Source organism: Bacillus cereus group sp. BfR-BA-01355 (genome assembly GCF_022663675.1).
GTDB lineage: Bacteria > Bacillota > Bacilli > Bacillales > Bacillaceae_G > Bacillus_A > Bacillus_A thuringiensis_S.
In genome coordinates this window covers 1-18281 of sequence record NZ_JAKUFY010000027.1, presented here as the reverse complement: position 1 = coordinate 18281, position 18281 = coordinate 1, and the positions used below count along the sequence as shown (strand labels likewise).

The following is an 18281-nucleotide window of genomic DNA, read 5'->3' as shown; positions in this document are numbered from 1 at the left end:
AGCTTTCTTATGCCATAGAAAAAGTATTTTTGGCACCAGAAACAAGTCTAGTTTCTTACAGAATGAAACCAAGGCAATTGTTTAACATGTGTATCGCTATAAGATATGCAATGGATCTTTTAGAAATAAGATAAGCCGCAGTAAGTATCAACGATCCAGGTAAATAAATAGCAATATCCGAAAGTTGGTTCGTATGAAGAAGTGTAAAAATCATAATCGAAATGATAGATGCAATAGCAGTACCAATATGGTAAGAAAAACGATTTATTAATATGTGACGAAACACAATTTCTTCAAGTATTGGACCCAGAATACCAAATACAAGCAATGTAAATACAAGAGGTACCTCCGCACCCGTTTCAAGGAGCTGCTCTTGGTTCTCTGGTTGACCAGTTGCTAGAAAACGCATAACACACTGTTCCACAATTACCGTAAATAAAACTACCATAGGAATACTTACTATTTTCAAAATTGTCTTCTCTTTAAAATAAGTAAAACTTTCAATAATTTCTTTCCTAAAGAAAATGATTCCTACAATAGCAGGTACAGTAAAACCGATGGCACTAAGAACAAATTCTGATTCAACTAAATTGACATTAGCTAAAAGTGATATGCCAAATAATATGTACAAGCCAATTTGAAATGGTACAAACATTGTAAAGATTATGAGCATAATGATTTCTTTTTTATTCATTTTTATAAAGTTCACTGTATTGCCCCCATAATTAAATTACCTATAATTTTTGATTTTTCTCTCTGCATAACGTTCTCCTTCTAAATATATTTATATAAGATTATAAACCGGACGGTTCGGTCCGGAACCTAATGATACTATAAGTTTCTAGTTTTTTAAACCCTTTTTATAAAGTATTAACAAAATCCAAATGGAAAAAAGCAAATATATTTATATCTCAGTTTCTTTGGTACAATTTAATTCCAGTAATCATTAATGATTACCCTTTTATAGAATGAAGTGAAAGTGGGGATAGTTCAAACACTTTAGCTAAACATATTAATCAAAATTATATATAATAATCATATGTCTATACGTTAAATTTAACTATATATTTTTACACCTACTACGAAGTTAGGTGAAATTAGTTGTATAACATGACTGAATTAAATAATTGGTCATGTTAATTTTGACAGAAAATTCATTTGAATGATATAGATAATACAATTTGATTAATCTCTTTTCAAACTGTATTGTTTGAGGTTCACATAATATAGGGGTTGATAAGATATTTTCGCTCCAAACTTCTTTATACTTACAAAAAAATTCAAGAAAATAGATGGTAAATATCACCTGGAATATTAAGCTCGTTTTTATTAGGAGGATTACAAAGCATGACTAAAGTTGATAAGGTTAAAGAAAAAATTATTGAAACATCTTTATATTTATTTAATACTAATGGGATAACTCGCACATCCATCCAGGATATAATGACAGCTACTGAACTACCTAAAGGATCTATTTATCGTAGATTCAAAAGTAAAGAAGAAATTGTCCTTGCTGCCTACGACAAAAGTGGTGAGATTATGTGGAGTCATTTTCATAAAGCAATGGAAAATAAAAAGACAGCAATCGATAAAATCCTTGCAATTTTCCTTGTATATCAAGATGCAGCTAATAATCCTCCTATTGCTGGAGGCTGTCCATTACTTAATAGCGCAATTGAAAGTACTGGAGTATTTCCAGAATTACAAAAAGCAGCAGCAAAAGGTTATGATGATACAGTAATGTTAATGGCTTCTCTCATAAAAGAAGGAATAGAGAAACAAGAACTTAAAGAAGATATAGAGGTTATATCACTTGCTTCCTTTCTTGCATCTTCAATGGAGGGGGCTATTATGGCAAGTCGAGTATCTAACGATAATATACACCATCATTATTTTATTGAACAAATAAAACATCATCTTTTCACTTATTCTAAATAAGTGGGAACTTGCATTGTTTTCATCCAATTTTTATAAAATTAAATTGAATACATACCCCTTATAACCAGTATCTTCTGTTTATAAGGGGTATTTGAATAGTTTTTAGACGATGGTTTATGTTTCTTATTGAACGGTTTCATTGTATATAATAAGTGGAATAAAAGTTCAGTTAGATAAAATTCGGTAGTCGAATTTTTTTGCATAAAGCTGTATAATGCTTGTAACGAAAGGGAAATACAGGAAGGGATTTGTAATGAGTTACTATGGAAAAAGATAAACAACAATTAAGCGTTGAAGTTGCAAGATTATATTATCAATCAGATTATAGTCAGCAAGAAATTGCTAACAAATTAAATATTTCAAGACCGACGATTTCTAGATTGTTAAAGTACGCGAAAGAAAAAGGGTTTGTTCAAATTAGCATCGCCGATCCATTTGCGGATTTAGATAACGTTGGGAATTTACTAAAAGAAAAGTACAACTTGTTAGAGGCACATGTTGTGTTTTCTCCAGTGCCAGAATATGCAACGATTACAGAGTATATTAGTAAATATGCAGCTGAGTATATGGAAAAGACGGTTAAAAATGGTGATATCGTTGGTGTAAGCTGGGGAATGACAATGTATGAAATCGCTAGAAAAATCGTACCGCAACATGTAAAAGGGATAGAGGTTGTCCAGCTAAAAGGTGGCATTAGTCACTCGAGTGTAAATACATATGCGAATGAGACGATAGCTTTATTTGCAGATGCTTTTCAAACGACGCCAAGAAATCTACCTCTTCCAGTTATATTTGATAATGCAGTGACAAAAGAATTAGTAGAGCAGGATCGACATATTCATCACATTATCGAAATGGGGAAGCAAGCGAATATTGCAATTTTTACTGTAGGAACAGTGCGAGATGAAGCGCTATTATTCCGATTAGGTTATTTCGATAAGGAGGAAACAAGTTTACTCAAAAAACAATCGGTCGGTGACATTTGTTCACGTTTCTTTGATGGAGACGGAAATATTAGTAGTGAAGAAATTAATAAGCGGACCATTGGAATTGAGTTAGAGGAACTGAAATTAAAGAAACGCTCTATTTTAGTTGCAGGTGGTAATAGAAAAATAAAAGCAATTGATGGTGCGTTACGTGGCGGGTATGCAAATGTATTAATTATCGATCAGCATACAGCAAAAGAATTGTTACATTATCAAAAAGATTAGAAATAAAAGGCGTTCTCAAAATGTTAATTTTGAGAACGCCTTTTATTTTGTTATGTATGAATGATAGGTGTTTTTTTGAACACAAATTGCCTTTTTAAAAATAATTATGGATATGGAGATACATACTACCATTGTTAATATAAAAGTTTTGATTTTAAATAGGAAGTGTTTCTTAGTTAGAATGCGCTTTATTTACTACAAGAAAATTCCTTTTAAAAAAGAATGAACAAAATTTCAAAAGTGTATTTACATTTGTTCAACTAAGAGTTAGAATGAAGTTGTTAAAAGATATGAGGAGTGAAGATAATGAACATTGCAAAGTTAATTGACCATACAATTTTAAAAGCTAATACTACTAAAGAAGATGTTATGAAAGTAATCGAAGAAGCAAAGGAATATAAATTCGCTTCTGTTTGTATTAACCCAACATGGGTAAAATTAGCGGCTGATGAACTAGCTGGACATGATGTAGACGTTTGTACTGTAATCGGTTTCCCATTAGGAGCAAGCACTACTGAAACAAAAGCATTTGAAACAAAAGATGCTATCGCAAAAGGTGCAACTGAAGTTGATATGGTAATCAACGTAGGCGCTTTAAAAGATGGCGACAACGAACTTGTTGAAAAAGATATTTATGAAGTAGTACAAGCAGCAAAAGGAAAAGCTCTTGTAAAAGTAATCATTGAAACTTGCCTATTAACAGATGAAGAAAAAGTACGCGCTTGTGAATTATCAGTAAAAGCTGGTGCTGACTTCGTAAAAACTTCAACTGGATTCTCAACTGGCGGAGCAACTGCTGAAGATATCGCATTAATGCGTAAAACAGTAGGACCAAACGTTGGTGTAAAAGCATCTGGCGGTGTTCGTACACGTGAAGATGCAGATAAAATGGTAGCTGCTGGAGCTTCTCGCGTTGGAGCAAGTGCTAGTGTTGCAATCGTATTAAATGATGCAAAAGGTGCTACAGATAACTACTAATCGATAAAAGGTTAAAGCAATAGATATACGTTTAAAGTATATCTATTGCTTTAACAATTGAAAAAAATGTAAGCGGATACGAATGGGAGGGAACGCCTTATGAAATACTTAATCGGTGTTTTTGGCCTCGTATTGATTTTAGGTATCGCTTGGCTTGCTAGTAATGATAGAAAGAAAGTCAAATATCGTCCAATCATAACGATGGTTATATTACAATTCATTTTGGGGTTTCTATTATTAAATACAAGTATAGGGAATATATTAATTAGCGGAATAGCAGATGGTTTTGGAGAGTTATTAAAATATGCCGCTGACGGTGTGAATTTCGTATTTGGTGGATTAGTAAATCAAAAAGAGTTTTCGTTCTTTTTAAGTGTATTAATGCCAATCGTATTTATATCAGCCTTAATCGGTATTTTGCAACATATTAAAGTATTACCTATTATTGTGAAATCTATCGGTCTAGCATTAAGTAAAGTAAATGGAATGGGGAAACTAGAATCATATAACGCTGTTGCTTCTGCGATTTTAGGACAATCTGAAGTGTTTATTTCAGTTAAGAAACAACTAGGGTTATTGCCAGAGAAAAGAATGTATACATTATGTGCATCAGCAATGTCTACCGTTTCTATGTCTATCGTTGGATCATATATGGTTTTATTAAAACCACAATATGTTGTAACCGCTTTAGTACTTAACTTATTCGGTGGCTTCATCATTGCTTCTATCATTAACCCGTATGAGGTTACTGAGGAAGAAGATATGTTAGAAGTACAAGAAGAAGAGAAGAAGACCTTCTTTGAAGTATTAGGCGAATACATTATTGATGGATTTAAAGTTGCGATTACAGTAGCAGCTATGTTAATTGGTTTCGTAGCTCTTATCGCATTCATTAATGCAGTATTTAAAGGTGTAATCGGTATTTCATTCCAAGAAATTCTTGGTTATGTATTTGCACCATTTGCATTTATTATGGGTGTTCCATGGCATGAAGCAGTTAATGCCGGAAATATTATGGCAACAAAATTAGTATCAAATGAATTTGTCGCAATGACAGATTTAGCACAAGGAAACTTTAATTTCTCAGATAGAACGACAGCAATTATATCTGTATTCTTAGTTTCATTTGCAAACTTCTCTTCAATTGGAATTATTGCAGGTGCAGTTAAGAGCTTAAATGAAAAGCAAGGGAATGTAGTCGCAAGATTTGGTTTGAAATTACTATTCGGTGCAACGTTAGTAAGTTTCTTATCAGCAACAATCGTTGGCTTATTATTTTAATAGATTCATATAATATAAAAAGGAATGGTGATTGTAATGAGAATGGTAGATATTATCGCAAAAAAACGTGACGGCAAAGAACTAACGACTGAAGAAATCAAATTCTTTATTAATGGATATACAGACGGAAGTATTCCTGATTATCAAGTGAGTGCACTTGCAATGGCAATCTTCTTTAAAGATATGACAGATCGCGAACGTGCAGATTTAACGATGGCGATGGTTGAGTCTGGAGAAACGATCGACTTATCAGCAATTGAAGGAATTAAAGTAGACAAACATTCAACTGGCGGTGTTGGTGATACAACAACTTTAGTATTAGGACCATTAGTTGCAGCTTTAGATGTACCAGTAGCAAAAATGTCTGGTCGTGGTTTAGGACATACTGGCGGAACAATTGATAAATTAGAGGCGGTAGAAGGATTCCACGTTGAAATTACGAAAGAGCAGTTCATCGATATTGTAAACCGTGACAAAGTAGCTGTTATTGGACAAACAGGAAACTTAACACCTGCAGATAAAAAGATTTATGCATTACGTGACGTAACAGGAACTGTTAACTCAATTCCTTTAATCGCAAGTTCAATTATGAGTAAAAAAATTGCAGCTGGTGCTGATGCAATCGTACTTGATGTAAAAACAGGTGCAGGTGCATTCATGAAGACAGAAGAAGATGCAAAAGAATTAGCACATGCAATGGTACGTATCGGAAATAATGTAGGACGTCAAACAATGGCAGTTATTTCAGATATGTCACAACCTCTTGGATTTGCGATTGGTAATGCTCTAGAAGTAAAAGAAGCGATTGATACGTTAAAAGGTGAAGGTCCAGAAGATTTAACAGAATTAGTACTTGTATTAGGAAGTCAAATGGTCGTACTTGCGAAAAAAGCAAATACGTTAGAAGAAGCTCGTGAAATGCTAATTGAAGTGATGAAAAACGGAAAAGCAACTGAGAAATTTAAAGAGTTCTTAAGCAATCAAGGCGGAGATAGCTCAATTCTAGACAATCCAGAAAAAATGCCACAAGCGAAGTATGTAATTGATGTACCTGCAAAAACTTCAGGTGTTATTTCTAACATTGTTGCAGATGAAATCGGTATCGCAGCTATGTTACTTGGTGCTGGCCGCGCAACAAAAGAAGATGAAATTGATTTAGCAGTAGGTTTAATGTTACGCAAAAAAGTTGGCGATGCAGTAAAAGAAGGCGAGCCATTCGTAACAATCTACGCAAACCGTGAAAATGTAGAAGATGTAAAAGCAAAAATTTATGAGAACATCTCTATCGCTGAAACAGCAGTGGCTCCTAAATTAGTTTATACAGTTATTACTGACTAATTATCATTTCATTTACTTTGAGGGGGAAATAATATGGATAAGAAAAAATATATTGAAGAAGCAAACAACATGTTATCGAAAGCGTATATTCCGTATTCTAAATTTCCTGTTGGCGCAGCGTTAGTTACGAAAGAAGGGATAATCTATACTGGTTGTAATATAGAAAATGCTTCTTATGGTTTATGTAACTGTGCAGAAAGAACAGCAATATTTAAAGCAGTATCAGAAGGTGAGCGTGATTTTAGTTACTTAGTTATTACAGGGGAAACTGATGGACCGATTTCACCATGTGGTGCGTGTAGACAAGTAATTGCTGAATTCTGTGATCCGAAAATGCCTGTATTACTAACGAATGTAAAAGGCGATGAAAAAGAAGTGACTGTTGAGCAATTACTTCCAGGTGCTTTCACAATTGATGATTTAAAATAAATTAAAAAGCCATTTTGCAATTAATAATTGCAGAATGGCTTTTTTGTTCATATTCCGTTCATAAACTTTGCGTAAAATGATTGCAGCGAATATGGAAATTTTACAGCAGGAGGAATATAATGAAGGAATTATATAATATGGAATGTATTTCCTTATTAGTTTATGATTTTACTCAAAAACTTCATTTAAATAGATAGGAGTGGAAAGTATGATAGCACTTTTATCAAGTGTCATAGCGTTTTGTATGGCTGTTGGGGTAATGTTTCTACGTTTTAAAGCAGCGAAAAAGCCGGTAACGAAAAAGAAAATTATATTGCCACCAATTTTTATGAGTACAGGCGCGATGATGTACTTTTTACCAGAGTTTAGATTAACATCGTTAGAAATAGTCGAGGCAATTAGTATAGGGCTTATTTTCTCTATTTTTCTTATTAAAACAACTAAGTTCGAAATAAAAGGTGAACATATATTTATGAAACCGTCAAAAGCATTCATATTCATTTTAGTAGGCTTATTAGCTGTACGCGTGGCATTAAAGTCATATTTAAGCCAATCAATTGATTTGGCAGAGTTAAGCGGAATGTTTTTTTTACTTGCATTTGCGATGATTGTGTCGTGGAGAATTGCGATGTATCGCTCGTTTACTAAATTAGAAAAGACAATAAACAGAGCTGGAATTTCTATATAGGAATTCCAGCTCTGTTTATGTTTTATTGAAATTCTTTAGCGCGGAACTCATTTGCTTAATTTTAAACGTATTTGAGCATCTTGTAATGCAATTGGTGTAACGTTAAGACCATTAGGATCAACAATTTTTGTATTTAATAAAATGGAATCTAGGCTGCCGCGAAATGTTTCTGTATAGTTTTGACGTAACATTTGTTGTTCTTGTTTTTCATCAACTGTTAATTCAGATGTTCTTTCTTTTTTTGATAATTCATTAATACGGAATAAAATGTTTTGCATTTTGTTCACCTCTTATTTAAATTTAAATTAGTAACTTACTAATTTATAGTTATTGTAACTTGTTTAGTTTTCTGTGTCAATACTATCTAAAATTTAGTTAAAAATTGACGAAAAATTATAACAATAATAGAATGAAGTGTATTGAATAATTAGTTTCACAATTATACATAAAACGCTAGGGGGATTATTATGAAATCAACATTTTTTGCTCAAAATAGAGAACGATTAGCAAACACATTACCAGAGGAATCCATTACGATTTTATTTGCTGGACAAGCACCTCATATGTCAGCCGATGCACATTATAAATTTGTACCGAATCGTAATTTTTACTACTTAACGGGAATCGGTGAACCAAATGTTATTTTTATGCTGACAAAGTTTGGGAATAGTGTAGAAGAGACACTTTTCATTGAAAAATCAGATCCAGTAATGGAAAAATGGGTTGGGAAAACAGTTTCTAGCGAAGAAGCAGAGGGAATTTCAGGTATAAAGAAAGTTGTATATTTAGATAGCTTTGAAAAGACAATGTCAAATATACTTTTTACAGAAAATGCGAAGCATCTATATTTAGATATAGAAAGTCGTGAGTGGAATGGTACGGAGACAAAAACATTAGCATTTGCTAAACATGTAAGAGAAAAATACCCACACGTAACAATTGGTAATGTATATCCGAACATTTGTGAATTACGAGTATTTAAAACAGAAGAAGAAATTGAAATTATTAAAGAAGCGATTGCTATAACGAAAGACGGTATTTACAACGTACTTAAGCATGCAAAAGCAGGCATGATGGAGTATGAATTAGAAGCACAATTTGATTTTACACTGAAATCATCTGGCATTAAGCACCATGCGTTCAATACAATTTTGGCAAGTGGGAAAAATGCTACAGTTCTTCATTATGAAGATAATGATGCACAAATTCAAAATGGTGATTTAGTATTGCTAGATTTAGGCGCTCAAAAAGACTACTATAACGCTGATATTAGTTATACATTCCCGGCAAATGGAACATTCTCTAGTCGCCAAAAACAAATTTATAATATTGTATTAAAAGCATTAAAAGAAACAACAGAGATTATTAAGCCAGGATTAAAGTTCGCTGCATTAAATGAGCATACAAAAAAGGTACTGGCAGAAGAGTGTAAAGCAATTGGTTTAATTCAAGAAGATGAAGAGTTATCAAAATACTATTATCATGGTGTCAGCCATTTCCTTGGTTTAGATACACATGATGTAGGAACATATAAAGATAGAGTGTTAGAAGAAGGTATGGTTATTACGATAGAACCAGGTCTTTATATTGAGGAAGAGTCAATTGGTATTCGAATAGAAGATGATATTCTTGTAACGAAAGACGGGTATGAAAACTTGTCAAAAGATATCATTAGAGAAGTTGAAGAAATTGAAGAATTTATGAGTAAACATAATGTAAATGTAAAAGAAGATGAAGTTGTTACGAAATAATGATCGGGAAAGACGCTCAAGTTTGAGCGTCTTTTTATTTTGTTCATTTTAAACTTCCATATTTTTTCGAAAAGCATCTTTTGTTTATAAATCTGATGATGTTCCAAAACCAAACATTCCTAATAAGACAGGATAATGTGAAGCAGTTATCCTGTGGATAGCTGCGTATTCATTTTCGTTGCAAGTATCAATGTACATGTTGATCATACCCGGATGAAGGTGAGGGAGTATGATCTGGGAATGTCGCGAATACGGCAACGATAATTACTACACTAATTGAAAGTAATAGCAAAAAACGCTGTTGGATAAAAGTAGAAAAGTTCTCCGATAACAATTGAATCACACAGGACATAGTAATCGTTATAGTAAGTAAAAGGCTAATGAACAATATACTATGAGCTTGTTGAGCATTTAACATTTCTGTAATCATTGCTCCCATCATACTTGCCATTAATCCAGAGAACATTCCTTCTAAAGCAGTATATAGGTGAAAACGTAGACCAACTAAAAAACCGATAAAACCACTAATTAAAATAGCAAGCAAAGTAGAATATAGTAATTCCCCCTTAAAGAGAATGCCTAAATAAAAACCAATACTTAAACCGATACTCATACTAAAAGACATAATAAATACCATATACTCCATTAGGGTACTCTTACGTTTAGAAATATTGGATGCAATAAGAATTGAGGTACAGCAAAGTGTTAAGGTAGTTAACGTATAAGCAAACATTATGATACCTCCTTGTCCTATCGTTCATTTCATCATATGTTTATATGGACAGTTCTTATGCTTATTTATATCTGCAAATTATCTGCACAATTTCATAAAGGTAAGCAAGAAGGCTTGTGATTTTTTGGGGACGGCTTTTTAATTATGAGCATGTGAATGTAAGAGTTAAATGAAGAGTTTCTATTGTGAAGCCATAAAGAATAAGCGTATAATATTATAGGTCTCACATTTGCGAGACAAACCGCGAATGATAAATAAGATTGTTGTTTTATCATCGCTTCTAAACATATAGACAATGAAAGTAACACTGGAATACAGATAGGGAGTTATAAAATGAAATTAATTATTGCCGAGAAACCAGATCAAGGTTTGGCTCTTGTTTCACAGTTTAAATATCGCCGGAAAGATGGATATTTAGAAGTAGAAGCGAATGAGTTATTTCCAAATGGAGCGTACTGTACATGGGCAATTGGTCATTTGACGCAGTTATGTAATCCAGAGCATTATCACGCAGAGTGGAAAAAATGGTCACTTAATACGTTACCGATGATTCCAGAGCGTTTTCAATTTGAAGTAACAAAGTCAAAGTATAAGCAATTTAACGTTGTGAAACAGCTGTTACATAATCCACAGGTAACAGAAATCATTCACGCAGGAGATGCTGGGCGTGAAGGGGAACTGATCGTACGAAATATTATTAATCTTTGTAACGTGCAAAAGCCGATGAAGCGTCTATGGATTTCGTCTTTAACGAAGCAAGCTATTTATCAAGGGTTTAAAAATTTACTTGACGAATCAGATACAATTAATACGTATTACGAAGCATACACAAGATCTTGTGCTGACTGGGTTGTTGGTATGAATGCATCACGTGTGTTTAGTATTTTGCTAAAGAAAAAAGGAATGAATGATGTATTTTCTGCTGGTCGTGTCCAAACACCAACGTTAGCATTGATTGTAAAGCGTGAGAAAGAAATTGAAAACTTTAAGTCAGAGCCTTTCTGGGAAGTGTTTGCAACCTTTAATATAGAAGGGAAGAAATATGACGGGAAATGGGAAAAGGATAATGAATCCCGCTTAAAAGACCCTGATATGGCGAATAAAATTGCGGCATTTTGCCAAGGGAAGCCGGCCGTTGTGAAGGAAATGAAAACGGAGCGTAAAGAGTTTCAGCCGCCGCTTTTATTTAACTTATCATCACTGCAAGCAACGGCAAATAAAGCCTTTAAGTTTTCACCGAAAAAGACGCTTGATATAACGCAAGCACTATATCAAAAAGGGATTGTTTCTTATCCACGTTCTGATTCTAACTATGTTACACAAGGAGAAGCAGCAACATTCCCTGATATTTTACAGAAGTTAAGTCAGTTTGATGAATATAAAGGTTTATTACCAGCTCCGATTGAATCTATTATGAACAACAAGCGTTATGTAAATGAAAAGAAAGTGACAGATCACTACGCCATTATTCCGACAGAGCAAGTTACAAACCCAAGTAGATTATCAGGTGATGAAAAGAAAATTTACGATATGATCGTCAGAAGGCTTATTGCAGCTCATTATGAAGTTGCAATCTTTGACTATACTACAATTATTACGCTTGTAGATGAACGCGCTGAATTCATTTCAAAAGGAAAACAGCAAATTCAAGAAGGTTGGCGTAAAGTTATTTTCCAAGACGATAAAGATGACGAAACCATTCTTCCAATTGTAGCTGAAGGTGAAGAAGGAAAAGTTGTAAAGGTGAAAGTGAAAGAAGGAAAAACACAGCCACCGAAGCGCTATACAGAAGGACAACTTATTACGTTAATGAAAACAGCTGGTAAGTATTTAGAGAATGAAGAGCTAGAGAAGGTATTGAAGAAAACAGAAGGTTTAGGTACGGAAGCGACTCGCGCGGGTATTATTACGATGCTGAAAGACCGTAAATATATAGATGTAAAGAAAAACCAAGTGTATGCGACTGATAAAGGAAAAGTATTAATTACAGCAATCGGTGATAAAATACTAGCTTCACCGGAAATGACTGCGAAATGGGAACAACGTCTTGCGGAAATTGGTGAAGGTACAGCTTCTCCTGCTACATTTATGGAACAAACGAAAAAGCTATCAGCTAAAATTATAGAAGATGCGGTTGAAATGTCTGAGAAGTGGGATTTCACTGGACTACATGTTGAATCGATTGAACGAAAAGGATCGAAATTTACAACGGGTAAAAAGGTTGGTAGCTGTAAAAAATGTGATGGCGATGTAATTGATAAGTCAACGTTTTACGGTTGTTCTAACTATAATACAACGCAATGTGATTTCACCATTTCAAAGAAGATATTAAGTAAAACAATTTCGCAAAAGAATATGACAAAGCTATTAAAAGGTGAAAAAACGGATTTAATTAAAGGTTTTAAAAAGGGCGAGAAAACATTTGATGCGAAGTTAGAGTGGAAAGATAATAAGATTAATTTTGTGTTTGAGAATTAAGTGGTTTCAATAAATAAAAGGTTAAGTTTGAAAAAGCATGACGATTTTATGTCATGCTTTTTTATTTTATATGCTAATGATAAAAAATATTTGAAAAGATAGTATTTAAATAGGACGTTTATATTATCTTTAGCGTTTTTTTATATAAAAGGAAAAAGTAATTAAGAGAAACTGAGAGTAGTTTATAAAGATGTTTGTGGGAATATGCAATAAAAATATTATATTAAATAATAAAAATTTATTGTAAAACGATAAAAAATATATTAAAATCAAAAACAGAATAAATAAGTGTGATGCTTTTTATTGAAAAGGTAACAACGTTATTTTTAAAATTAGAGGAGGTATAAATATGGACATTAACAATTTGATTATTGAAAATATGGATAACCCTCATGAGTTGGAGAGAATGTATAGAAAAGATCCGAAAGCTTTTAAAAAGTCATTCTCACAAGCATGGGATAAAAATCCTGATTCTCAGGTGCTAGGTGCTTGGTATGAAAGGTTGCATTTCAAGGAGACGGCAAATAAAGAAAAAATATCACTGTTTCAAAAAGGTTTCTTATTCATGGGCATGTTAGCAATTCTAGCTGGGCTAAGCACCAGAATCATTTTCCACTTTGTCGAACAGGAAGCAATTGCTCCAATTAACTTGGCTTTTGGTGTAATTCCCTTTATTGCTGCTTATTTTATTTACAATAATACTCCGAAAAAAAGTATTATTTATTTTCTTGCAGCGTTGTTCCTAATTGCCGGGTTGTATCTTAATACGTTGCCATTAAATTATAAAGACAGCAGTATCCTTGCGTATTTACATCTTCCTATATTGTTATGGGTCTTATTGGGACTTGCGTTTACGGGAAATGAATATTCAAAAGGCAGTACAAGGTTAGCTTATATTAAATTTAATTTAGAATATTGTCTTCTCTACGCGAGCATGGCAGTGAGCGGAATGATACTAGCAGTATTCACTATGAAGTTATTTAGCTTCGTTGACTTGGATATAGGAGAATTCTATTTTAGTAATGTTGTTTTATTTGGAGCTGCCGCTCTCGCTGTAGTGGCTACATACTTAGTATCAATGAACCTTAAACTTGCTAAAAATATTACACCATATATAGCTAAAATTTTTAGTCCTCTCGTCCTGATCACGTTGCTTATCTATCTTATAACGGTAATTTGGGTCGGGAAAAATCCGTTCTTGGATCGCAATTTCCTAATGGCCTTCAATGGAATACTCCTTGGTGTATTGGCTGTTACTATATTTTCTATCGTTGAGAGTGACTCAGACGAGAAAAAGAGCATTTCAGATTATATAAATTTTGCCTTAATTGTTCTGGCGCTTATTATTGACACTGTCGCATTATCAGCTATCGTATTCAGACTTTCTTCTTACGGGATTACACCTAATAGACTTGCTGTTTTAGGCGTAAACATACTGATTTGGGCAAATCTCATTTGGATTATGTTTTCCTATATGCGTTTCTTGCAAAATAAATCAGGACCAACAGCTATCCAAGATGCTGTTACGAAGTATTTGCCAATATACGGACTTTGGGCAGCTTTCGTAATATTTACTTTTCCTATCATTTTTAATTAGAAAGGATTTGTTAATGTAACGAAAAGTTAAATTTTTAGAGCCGATTAATTTATTATAATTGGTATTATTACGTTTGTAGTTTCGGTAATCTCAGTAATTTCATTTGTATTGATGAATAAGAAATAAGTGTTGTATGTAATCTCTCCATAATAAAAAACGTCTCAAAATGGGACGTTTTTTATTATGCGTATTGCCGTTTTCTCTTAATAAGCAACAAAACTTGTGACACACAAGCTAGTACCGGTAACTCAATCAACGGTCCAATAACGAGTGCAAGTGCGATAAGAGGCTCGTCTGGAAAAGCTGTCACAGCGATAGCGAGTGCAACAGGTGAGTTTCTTGCTAACGTTGTTAAGCTTAGACTTACTGTATCTTTGTAAGATAAATGCATCATGCGTCCGATAAATTGTCCTAGTAAAAAATTAATGATGAAGAACAATAGAACAGGAACGAGTAATAATAAAACGACATTCATATTTTGCAGTAAATATTTACCTTGTGATGCAAACATCGCTACTATTGCTAAACTTAAAAATACAATTTGAGCAGAGCTGAAAAACGGAATGAGTTTATTCTCGAGAGTTTCAGCTTTTTTCATTTTATTCATAATGAATTTTGTAGCGTGTGCAAGTATAAATGGTAAGACGATTACGATAACAATACTTTCTACTAAAACAAAAACCGCTACAGTTTTCATGACACCAGCAAATAAAAATAAATAAATTGGAAGGAGTAGAACTTGCAAAATTAAATTTACAGGTAAAATTGCAGTAGAAAGTGCTACATTTCCTTTCGCTATTTCAGTAAAGATTAAGTACCAATCTGTGCATGGAGTAACCATTAACATTATAAATCCAACCCAAAGTGCTGGATGATCTGAAAGAAATAGTGCCCCTAACCCCCAAGCGAGTAAAGGTGTCCATAAGAAGTTAATAGTAAGACTTGTTCCAGCAAATTTTAAATTGCGAAATCCGTTTTTTATTTCTTTTAATGGGATGCTGAGGAATAATCCATATAGCATAAAAAATAAGAAGGGAACAATAAACTTGTCTGAATACGTATGTATCATATTAAATTGTCCGAGTACGATGCCGCATGTAACAGCAAAAAGAATAATAAAAGTTTGAATCTTTTCTATAGTGCTCATGAGTAAATCCTTTCTATATTATGAATTTTCCTCTCTAATTTTATTATACAAGTAATACAGATGTATTTGGTGTTCAATTGTATTTTAGTTAATATTTTTAAATTGAGATTTTATTTTTTATCGAAAGTTACTTGACTAAAATAAGTTACTATATTACAATCACTTACATAAGGTAATTAAATAACAAAAAGTTTTAATTGGCTTTACTTAAGGTATCAATTGGAACTTTTTATTAGAATAAGAATTTTTATGATGATGAATAATGAATATGATAAGAAAGTTTAGGTGAAGAAAATGGGATTATTTAGCTCGTTATTTGGTAAAAAAGAAGAAAATACAAAAGTAGAGGGGAATAAAAAAATGTCAAAAGTATTATTTGTAAAAGCAAACGATCGTCCAGCGGAGCAAGCAGTTAGTTCAAAAATGTATGAAACATTTGTAAGTACTTATAAAGAAGCAAATCCAAATACAGAAATTACGGAATTAGATTTATTTGCATTAGATCTTCCTTATTACGGAAATATCGCGATTTCAGGTGGATATAAACGTAGCCAAGGCATGGAGTTAACAGCTGAAGAAGAGAAGGCAGTTGCTACAGTAGATCAATATTTAAATCAGTTTTTAGAAGCTGATAAGGTTGTATTTGCATTCCCATTATGGAACTTTACAGTACCAGCACCATTAATCACATATATTTCATACTTATCTCAAGCTGGAAAAACGTTTAAATATACAGCAAATGGCCCAGAAGGTTTAGTTGGTGGTAAAAAAGTAGTTGTGTTAGGTGCTCGTGGTTCAGATTACTCTTCAGAACAAATGGCTCCTATGGAAATGGCAGTTAATTACGTAACAACTGTACTTGGATTCTGGGGAATTACAAATCCAGAGACAGTTGTAATTGAAGGGCACAATCAATATCCAGATCGTTCACAACAAATTGTTGAAGAAGGTCTAGAAAACGTTAAAAAAGTAGCAGCGAAATTTTAATTCATGATAGTAAATGGAAAAACCAACATGGATGACCATGTTGGTTTTTTAGTCTATTTTTCATGTTAAAAAATGTATATTTATAAAATAAAAGAAAAGTTCGAAAATAGTATTGCAAAATATTATATAGCAAACTATAATGAGTTCAAGAATAGTTGATACTTAAATTAAATATTCAGAAAATTCAATTAGTTAAAATTGGAAAATGAGATAAGGAAATTTGAATGGGGGTTATATTATGGCGAATAAAGTACCGTTTTCGTTCATAGTAGTTATTGGATTAATGTTATTTGCACTATTTTTTGGAGCGGGAAATTTAATTTTCCCAGCGATGCTTGGTCAATCAGCAGGAGAGAATGTATGGATTGCTAACGCTGGATTTTTAGTAACTGGTGTTGGACTACCATTACTAGGTGTACTAGCATTTGGTTTTTCAGGTAAAGATGATTTGCAGTCATTAGCAAGTCGCGCTCACCCAGTGTTCGGGATTGTGTTTACAACAGTTTTATACTTAGCGATCGGTCCGTTATTTGCAATACCGAGAACAGGAAATGTATCTTATGAAATTGGTCTTAAGCCGTTTATGCCAGAGGGAGTAGGTTCTACACCTTTAATTCTTTTCACAATTATATTCTTTAGCATCACTTGTTTTTTTTCGCTAAATCCCGCGAAAATTGTCGATATTGTTGGAAAAATTTTAACGCCAATTAAGTTGACTTTCATCGGTATTTTAGTAATCGTTGCTTTTATACATCCGATTGGAGATATGCAAGCACCAGTGGAAGCTTATACATCACATGCATTCTTTAAAGGATTCCAAGAAGGATACTTAACGATGGATACGCTCGCATCATTCGTATTCGGGATTATCATCATCAATGCTATTAAAGAAAAAGGTGCGAAAACGAAAACACAAATTATGGTCGTTTGTGCAAAAGCGACAATAATTGCAGCATCTATTTTAGCAATTATCTATACAGCTCTTTCTTATATGGGTGCTTCAAGTGTTGCAAAGCTTGGACATTTAGAGAACGGTGGAGAAGTATTAGCGAAAGTTTCTAACTACTATTTTGGATCATACGGCGGAGTATTATTAGGATTAATGATTACAGTAGCGTGTTTAACAACTAGTGTGGGACTTGTATCAGCATGTTCTTCATTCTTCCATAAGTTATTCCCAAATGTTCCTTACAAAGCAATTGCAATCACGCTCTGTGTATTTAGTGCCATTGTTGCAAACGTAGGATTAACACAATTAATCGCAGTTTCTGTTCCAGTATTAACAGCAATTTATCCACTAGCAATCGTATTGATTTTCTTAACATTCTTCCATTCATTATTTAAAGGAAGAGCGGAAGTTTATCAAGTAAGCTTGATCGTAACATTTATCATCAGCTTATTCGATGGATTAAGTGCAGCTGGAGTTAACATTGAAGTAGTAAGCCAAGTGTTCACTAAATTCCTTCCGATGCAGGAAGTAGGATTAGGCTGGATCTTCCCAGCGATTATCGGTGGATTTATCGGATATGGCATTAGCGTTGTAAAAGCAAAAAATCAAGTTCAACCAGCTAGTGCGAATAAGAAAATAGGTTAAATAAAAAAGTTATAGAACTTTAATCTGTACCCTTTGTAAAGGACATTTTGAAAAAAGTTAGGCAACATCAAGAAGATGATTTCTGTATCCAACAGGAGTCATCTTTTTTAAATTCCATTGATATCTATAGT

Annotated in this window: 17 protein-coding genes; 12 read left to right on the top strand and 5 right to left on the bottom strand. The window is 33.2% G+C overall.

The window, feature by feature from the left end:
• Positions 1-55: 55 nt before the first annotated feature.
• Positions 56-709: a CPBP family intramembrane glutamic endopeptidase gene (locus MR167_RS11700; RefSeq protein WP_242314676.1), complete on the bottom strand. Its 654-nt coding sequence runs from the start codon at positions 707-709 to the stop codon at positions 56-58.
• 638 nt (positions 710-1347) lie between these two features.
• Here MR167_RS11700 and MR167_RS11695 point away from each other — a divergent pair.
• From MR167_RS11695 to MR167_RS11665, 7 genes are all read left to right on the top strand, one after another.
• A complete protein-coding gene (locus MR167_RS11695; RefSeq protein WP_000169651.1) occupies positions 1348-1938 on the top strand; it encodes a TetR/AcrR family transcriptional regulator in 591 nt (196 codons plus the stop codon).
• Positions 1939-2201: 263 nt separating this feature from the next.
• Complete coding sequence (locus MR167_RS11690) at positions 2202-3149, top strand: sugar-binding transcriptional regulator (protein WP_000409779.1); 948 nt, start codon at positions 2202-2204, stop codon at positions 3147-3149.
• 306 nt (positions 3150-3455) lie between these two features.
• The gene (deoC, locus tag MR167_RS11685) at positions 3456-4127 is read left to right on the top strand and encodes a deoxyribose-phosphate aldolase (protein WP_001017441.1); all 672 of its coding nucleotides are present in this window, start codon (positions 3456-3458) and stop codon (positions 4125-4127) included.
• Positions 4128-4226: 99 nt separating this feature from the next.
• Positions 4227-5408 carry a NupC/NupG family nucleoside CNT transporter gene (locus tag MR167_RS11680; RefSeq protein ID WP_000876175.1) on the top strand — a complete coding sequence of 394 codons (1182 nt, stop codon included), beginning with the start codon at positions 4227-4229 and terminating at the stop codon, positions 5406-5408.
• A 36-nt stretch (positions 5409-5444) separates the two neighbouring features.
• On the top strand, positions 5445-6746 hold the full coding sequence (locus MR167_RS11675) for a pyrimidine-nucleoside phosphorylase (protein WP_242314674.1): 1302 nt from the start codon (positions 5445-5447) through the stop codon (positions 6744-6746).
• Positions 6747-6779: 33 nt separating this feature from the next.
• Entirely contained in the window at positions 6780-7175 is a 396-nt protein-coding gene (locus MR167_RS11670) for a cytidine deaminase (protein WP_242314673.1), read from the top strand.
• A 208-nt stretch (positions 7176-7383) separates the two neighbouring features.
• Positions 7384-7863: a CcdC family protein gene (locus MR167_RS11665; RefSeq protein ID WP_000561066.1), complete on the top strand. Its 480-nt coding sequence runs from the start codon at positions 7384-7386 to the stop codon at positions 7861-7863.
• Positions 7864-7910: 47 nt separating this feature from the next.
• Here MR167_RS11665 and MR167_RS11660 read toward each other — a convergent pair whose 3' ends face one another.
• Entirely contained in the window at positions 7911-8141 is a 231-nt protein-coding gene (locus MR167_RS11660; RefSeq protein WP_242314670.1) for a DUF896 domain-containing protein, read from the bottom strand.
• Positions 8142-8330: 189 nt separating this feature from the next.
• Here MR167_RS11660 and MR167_RS11655 point away from each other — a divergent pair, with 189 nt between their 5' ends.
• Complete coding sequence (locus MR167_RS11655) at positions 8331-9614, top strand: aminopeptidase P family protein (RefSeq protein ID WP_242314668.1); 1284 nt, start codon at positions 8331-8333, stop codon at positions 9612-9614.
• A 187-nt stretch (positions 9615-9801) separates the two neighbouring features.
• On the opposite strand, the gene MR167_RS11650 is transcribed toward MR167_RS11655, so the two are convergent.
• On the bottom strand, positions 9802-10347 hold the full coding sequence (locus MR167_RS11650; protein ID WP_242314666.1) for a hypothetical protein: 546 nt from the start codon (positions 10345-10347) through the stop codon (positions 9802-9804).
• A 333-nt stretch (positions 10348-10680) separates the two neighbouring features.
• On the opposite strand from MR167_RS11650, the gene topB reads away from it, so the two are divergent.
• Both topB and MR167_RS11640 read left to right on the top strand, forming a co-directional pair.
• The gene (topB, locus tag MR167_RS11645) at positions 10681-12825 is read left to right on the top strand and encodes a DNA topoisomerase III (RefSeq protein WP_000766764.1); all 2145 of its coding nucleotides are present in this window, start codon (positions 10681-10683) and stop codon (positions 12823-12825) included.
• A 349-nt stretch (positions 12826-13174) separates the two neighbouring features.
• Positions 13175-14422 (top strand): DUF4153 domain-containing protein, encoded by a 1248-nt coding sequence (locus tag MR167_RS11640; RefSeq protein ID WP_242314664.1) that lies wholly within the window; start codon positions 13175-13177, stop codon positions 14420-14422.
• A 181-nt stretch (positions 14423-14603) separates the two neighbouring features.
• On the opposite strand, the gene MR167_RS11635 is transcribed toward MR167_RS11640, so the two are convergent.
• Positions 14604-15569, bottom strand: a complete 966-nt coding sequence (locus MR167_RS11635; RefSeq protein WP_242314662.1) for an arsenic resistance protein — start codon at positions 15567-15569, stop codon at positions 14604-14606.
• A gap of 294 nt (positions 15570-15863) precedes the next feature.
• On the opposite strand from MR167_RS11635, the gene MR167_RS11630 reads away from it, so the two are divergent.
• Both MR167_RS11630 and brnQ read left to right on the top strand, forming a co-directional pair.
• Positions 15864-16556, top strand: a complete 693-nt coding sequence (locus MR167_RS11630) for an FMN-dependent NADH-azoreductase (RefSeq protein ID WP_016088347.1) — start codon at positions 15864-15866, stop codon at positions 16554-16556.
• A 238-nt stretch (positions 16557-16794) separates the two neighbouring features.
• Complete coding sequence (gene brnQ, locus MR167_RS11625; RefSeq protein WP_001284784.1) at positions 16795-18150, top strand: branched-chain amino acid transport system II carrier protein; 1356 nt, start codon at positions 16795-16797, stop codon at positions 18148-18150.
• Between the two features lie 57 nt (positions 18151-18207).
• On the opposite strand, the gene MR167_RS33330 is transcribed toward brnQ, so the two are convergent.
• The coding region (locus MR167_RS33330) for an IS3 family transposase (protein ID WP_325782561.1) at positions 18208-18281 on the bottom strand (74 nt) is incomplete at its 5' end.

Excerpts from the sequence above, each read along its gene's own strand:
- MR167_RS11695 (WP_000169651.1), top strand. The coding sequence starts at position 1,348 with ATGACTAAAGTTGATAAGGTTAAAGAAAAAATTATTGAAACATCTTTA.
- MR167_RS11690 (WP_000409779.1), top strand. The coding sequence starts at position 2,202 with ATGGAAAAAGATAAACAACAATTAAGCGTTGAAGTTGCAAGATTATAT.
- deoC (WP_001017441.1), top strand. The coding sequence starts at position 3,456 with ATGAACATTGCAAAGTTAATTGACCATACAATTTTAAAAGCTAATACT.
- MR167_RS11680 (WP_000876175.1), top strand. The coding sequence starts at position 4,227 with ATGAAATACTTAATCGGTGTTTTTGGCCTCGTATTGATTTTAGGTATC.
- MR167_RS11675 (WP_242314674.1), top strand. The coding sequence starts at position 5,445 with ATGAGAATGGTAGATATTATCGCAAAAAAACGTGACGGCAAAGAACTA.
- MR167_RS11670 (WP_242314673.1), top strand. The coding sequence starts at position 6,780 with ATGGATAAGAAAAAATATATTGAAGAAGCAAACAACATGTTATCGAAA.
- MR167_RS11665 (WP_000561066.1), top strand. The coding sequence starts at position 7,384 with ATGATAGCACTTTTATCAAGTGTCATAGCGTTTTGTATGGCTGTTGGG.
- MR167_RS11660 (WP_242314670.1), bottom strand. The coding sequence starts at position 8,141 with ATGCAAAACATTTTATTCCGTATTAATGAATTATCAAAAAAAGAAAGA.
- MR167_RS11655 (WP_242314668.1), top strand. The coding sequence starts at position 8,331 with ATGAAATCAACATTTTTTGCTCAAAATAGAGAACGATTAGCAAACACA.
- MR167_RS11650 (WP_242314666.1), bottom strand. The coding sequence starts at position 10,347 with ATGTTTGCTTATACGTTAACTACCTTAACACTTTGCTGTACCTCAATT.
- topB (WP_000766764.1), top strand. The coding sequence starts at position 10,681 with ATGAAATTAATTATTGCCGAGAAACCAGATCAAGGTTTGGCTCTTGTT.
- MR167_RS11640 (WP_242314664.1), top strand. The coding sequence starts at position 13,175 with ATGGACATTAACAATTTGATTATTGAAAATATGGATAACCCTCATGAG.
- MR167_RS11635 (WP_242314662.1), bottom strand. The coding sequence starts at position 15,569 with ATGAGCACTATAGAAAAGATTCAAACTTTTATTATTCTTTTTGCTGTT.
- MR167_RS11630 (WP_016088347.1), top strand. The coding sequence starts at position 15,864 with ATGGGATTATTTAGCTCGTTATTTGGTAAAAAAGAAGAAAATACAAAA.
- brnQ (WP_001284784.1), top strand. The coding sequence starts at position 16,795 with ATGGCGAATAAAGTACCGTTTTCGTTCATAGTAGTTATTGGATTAATG.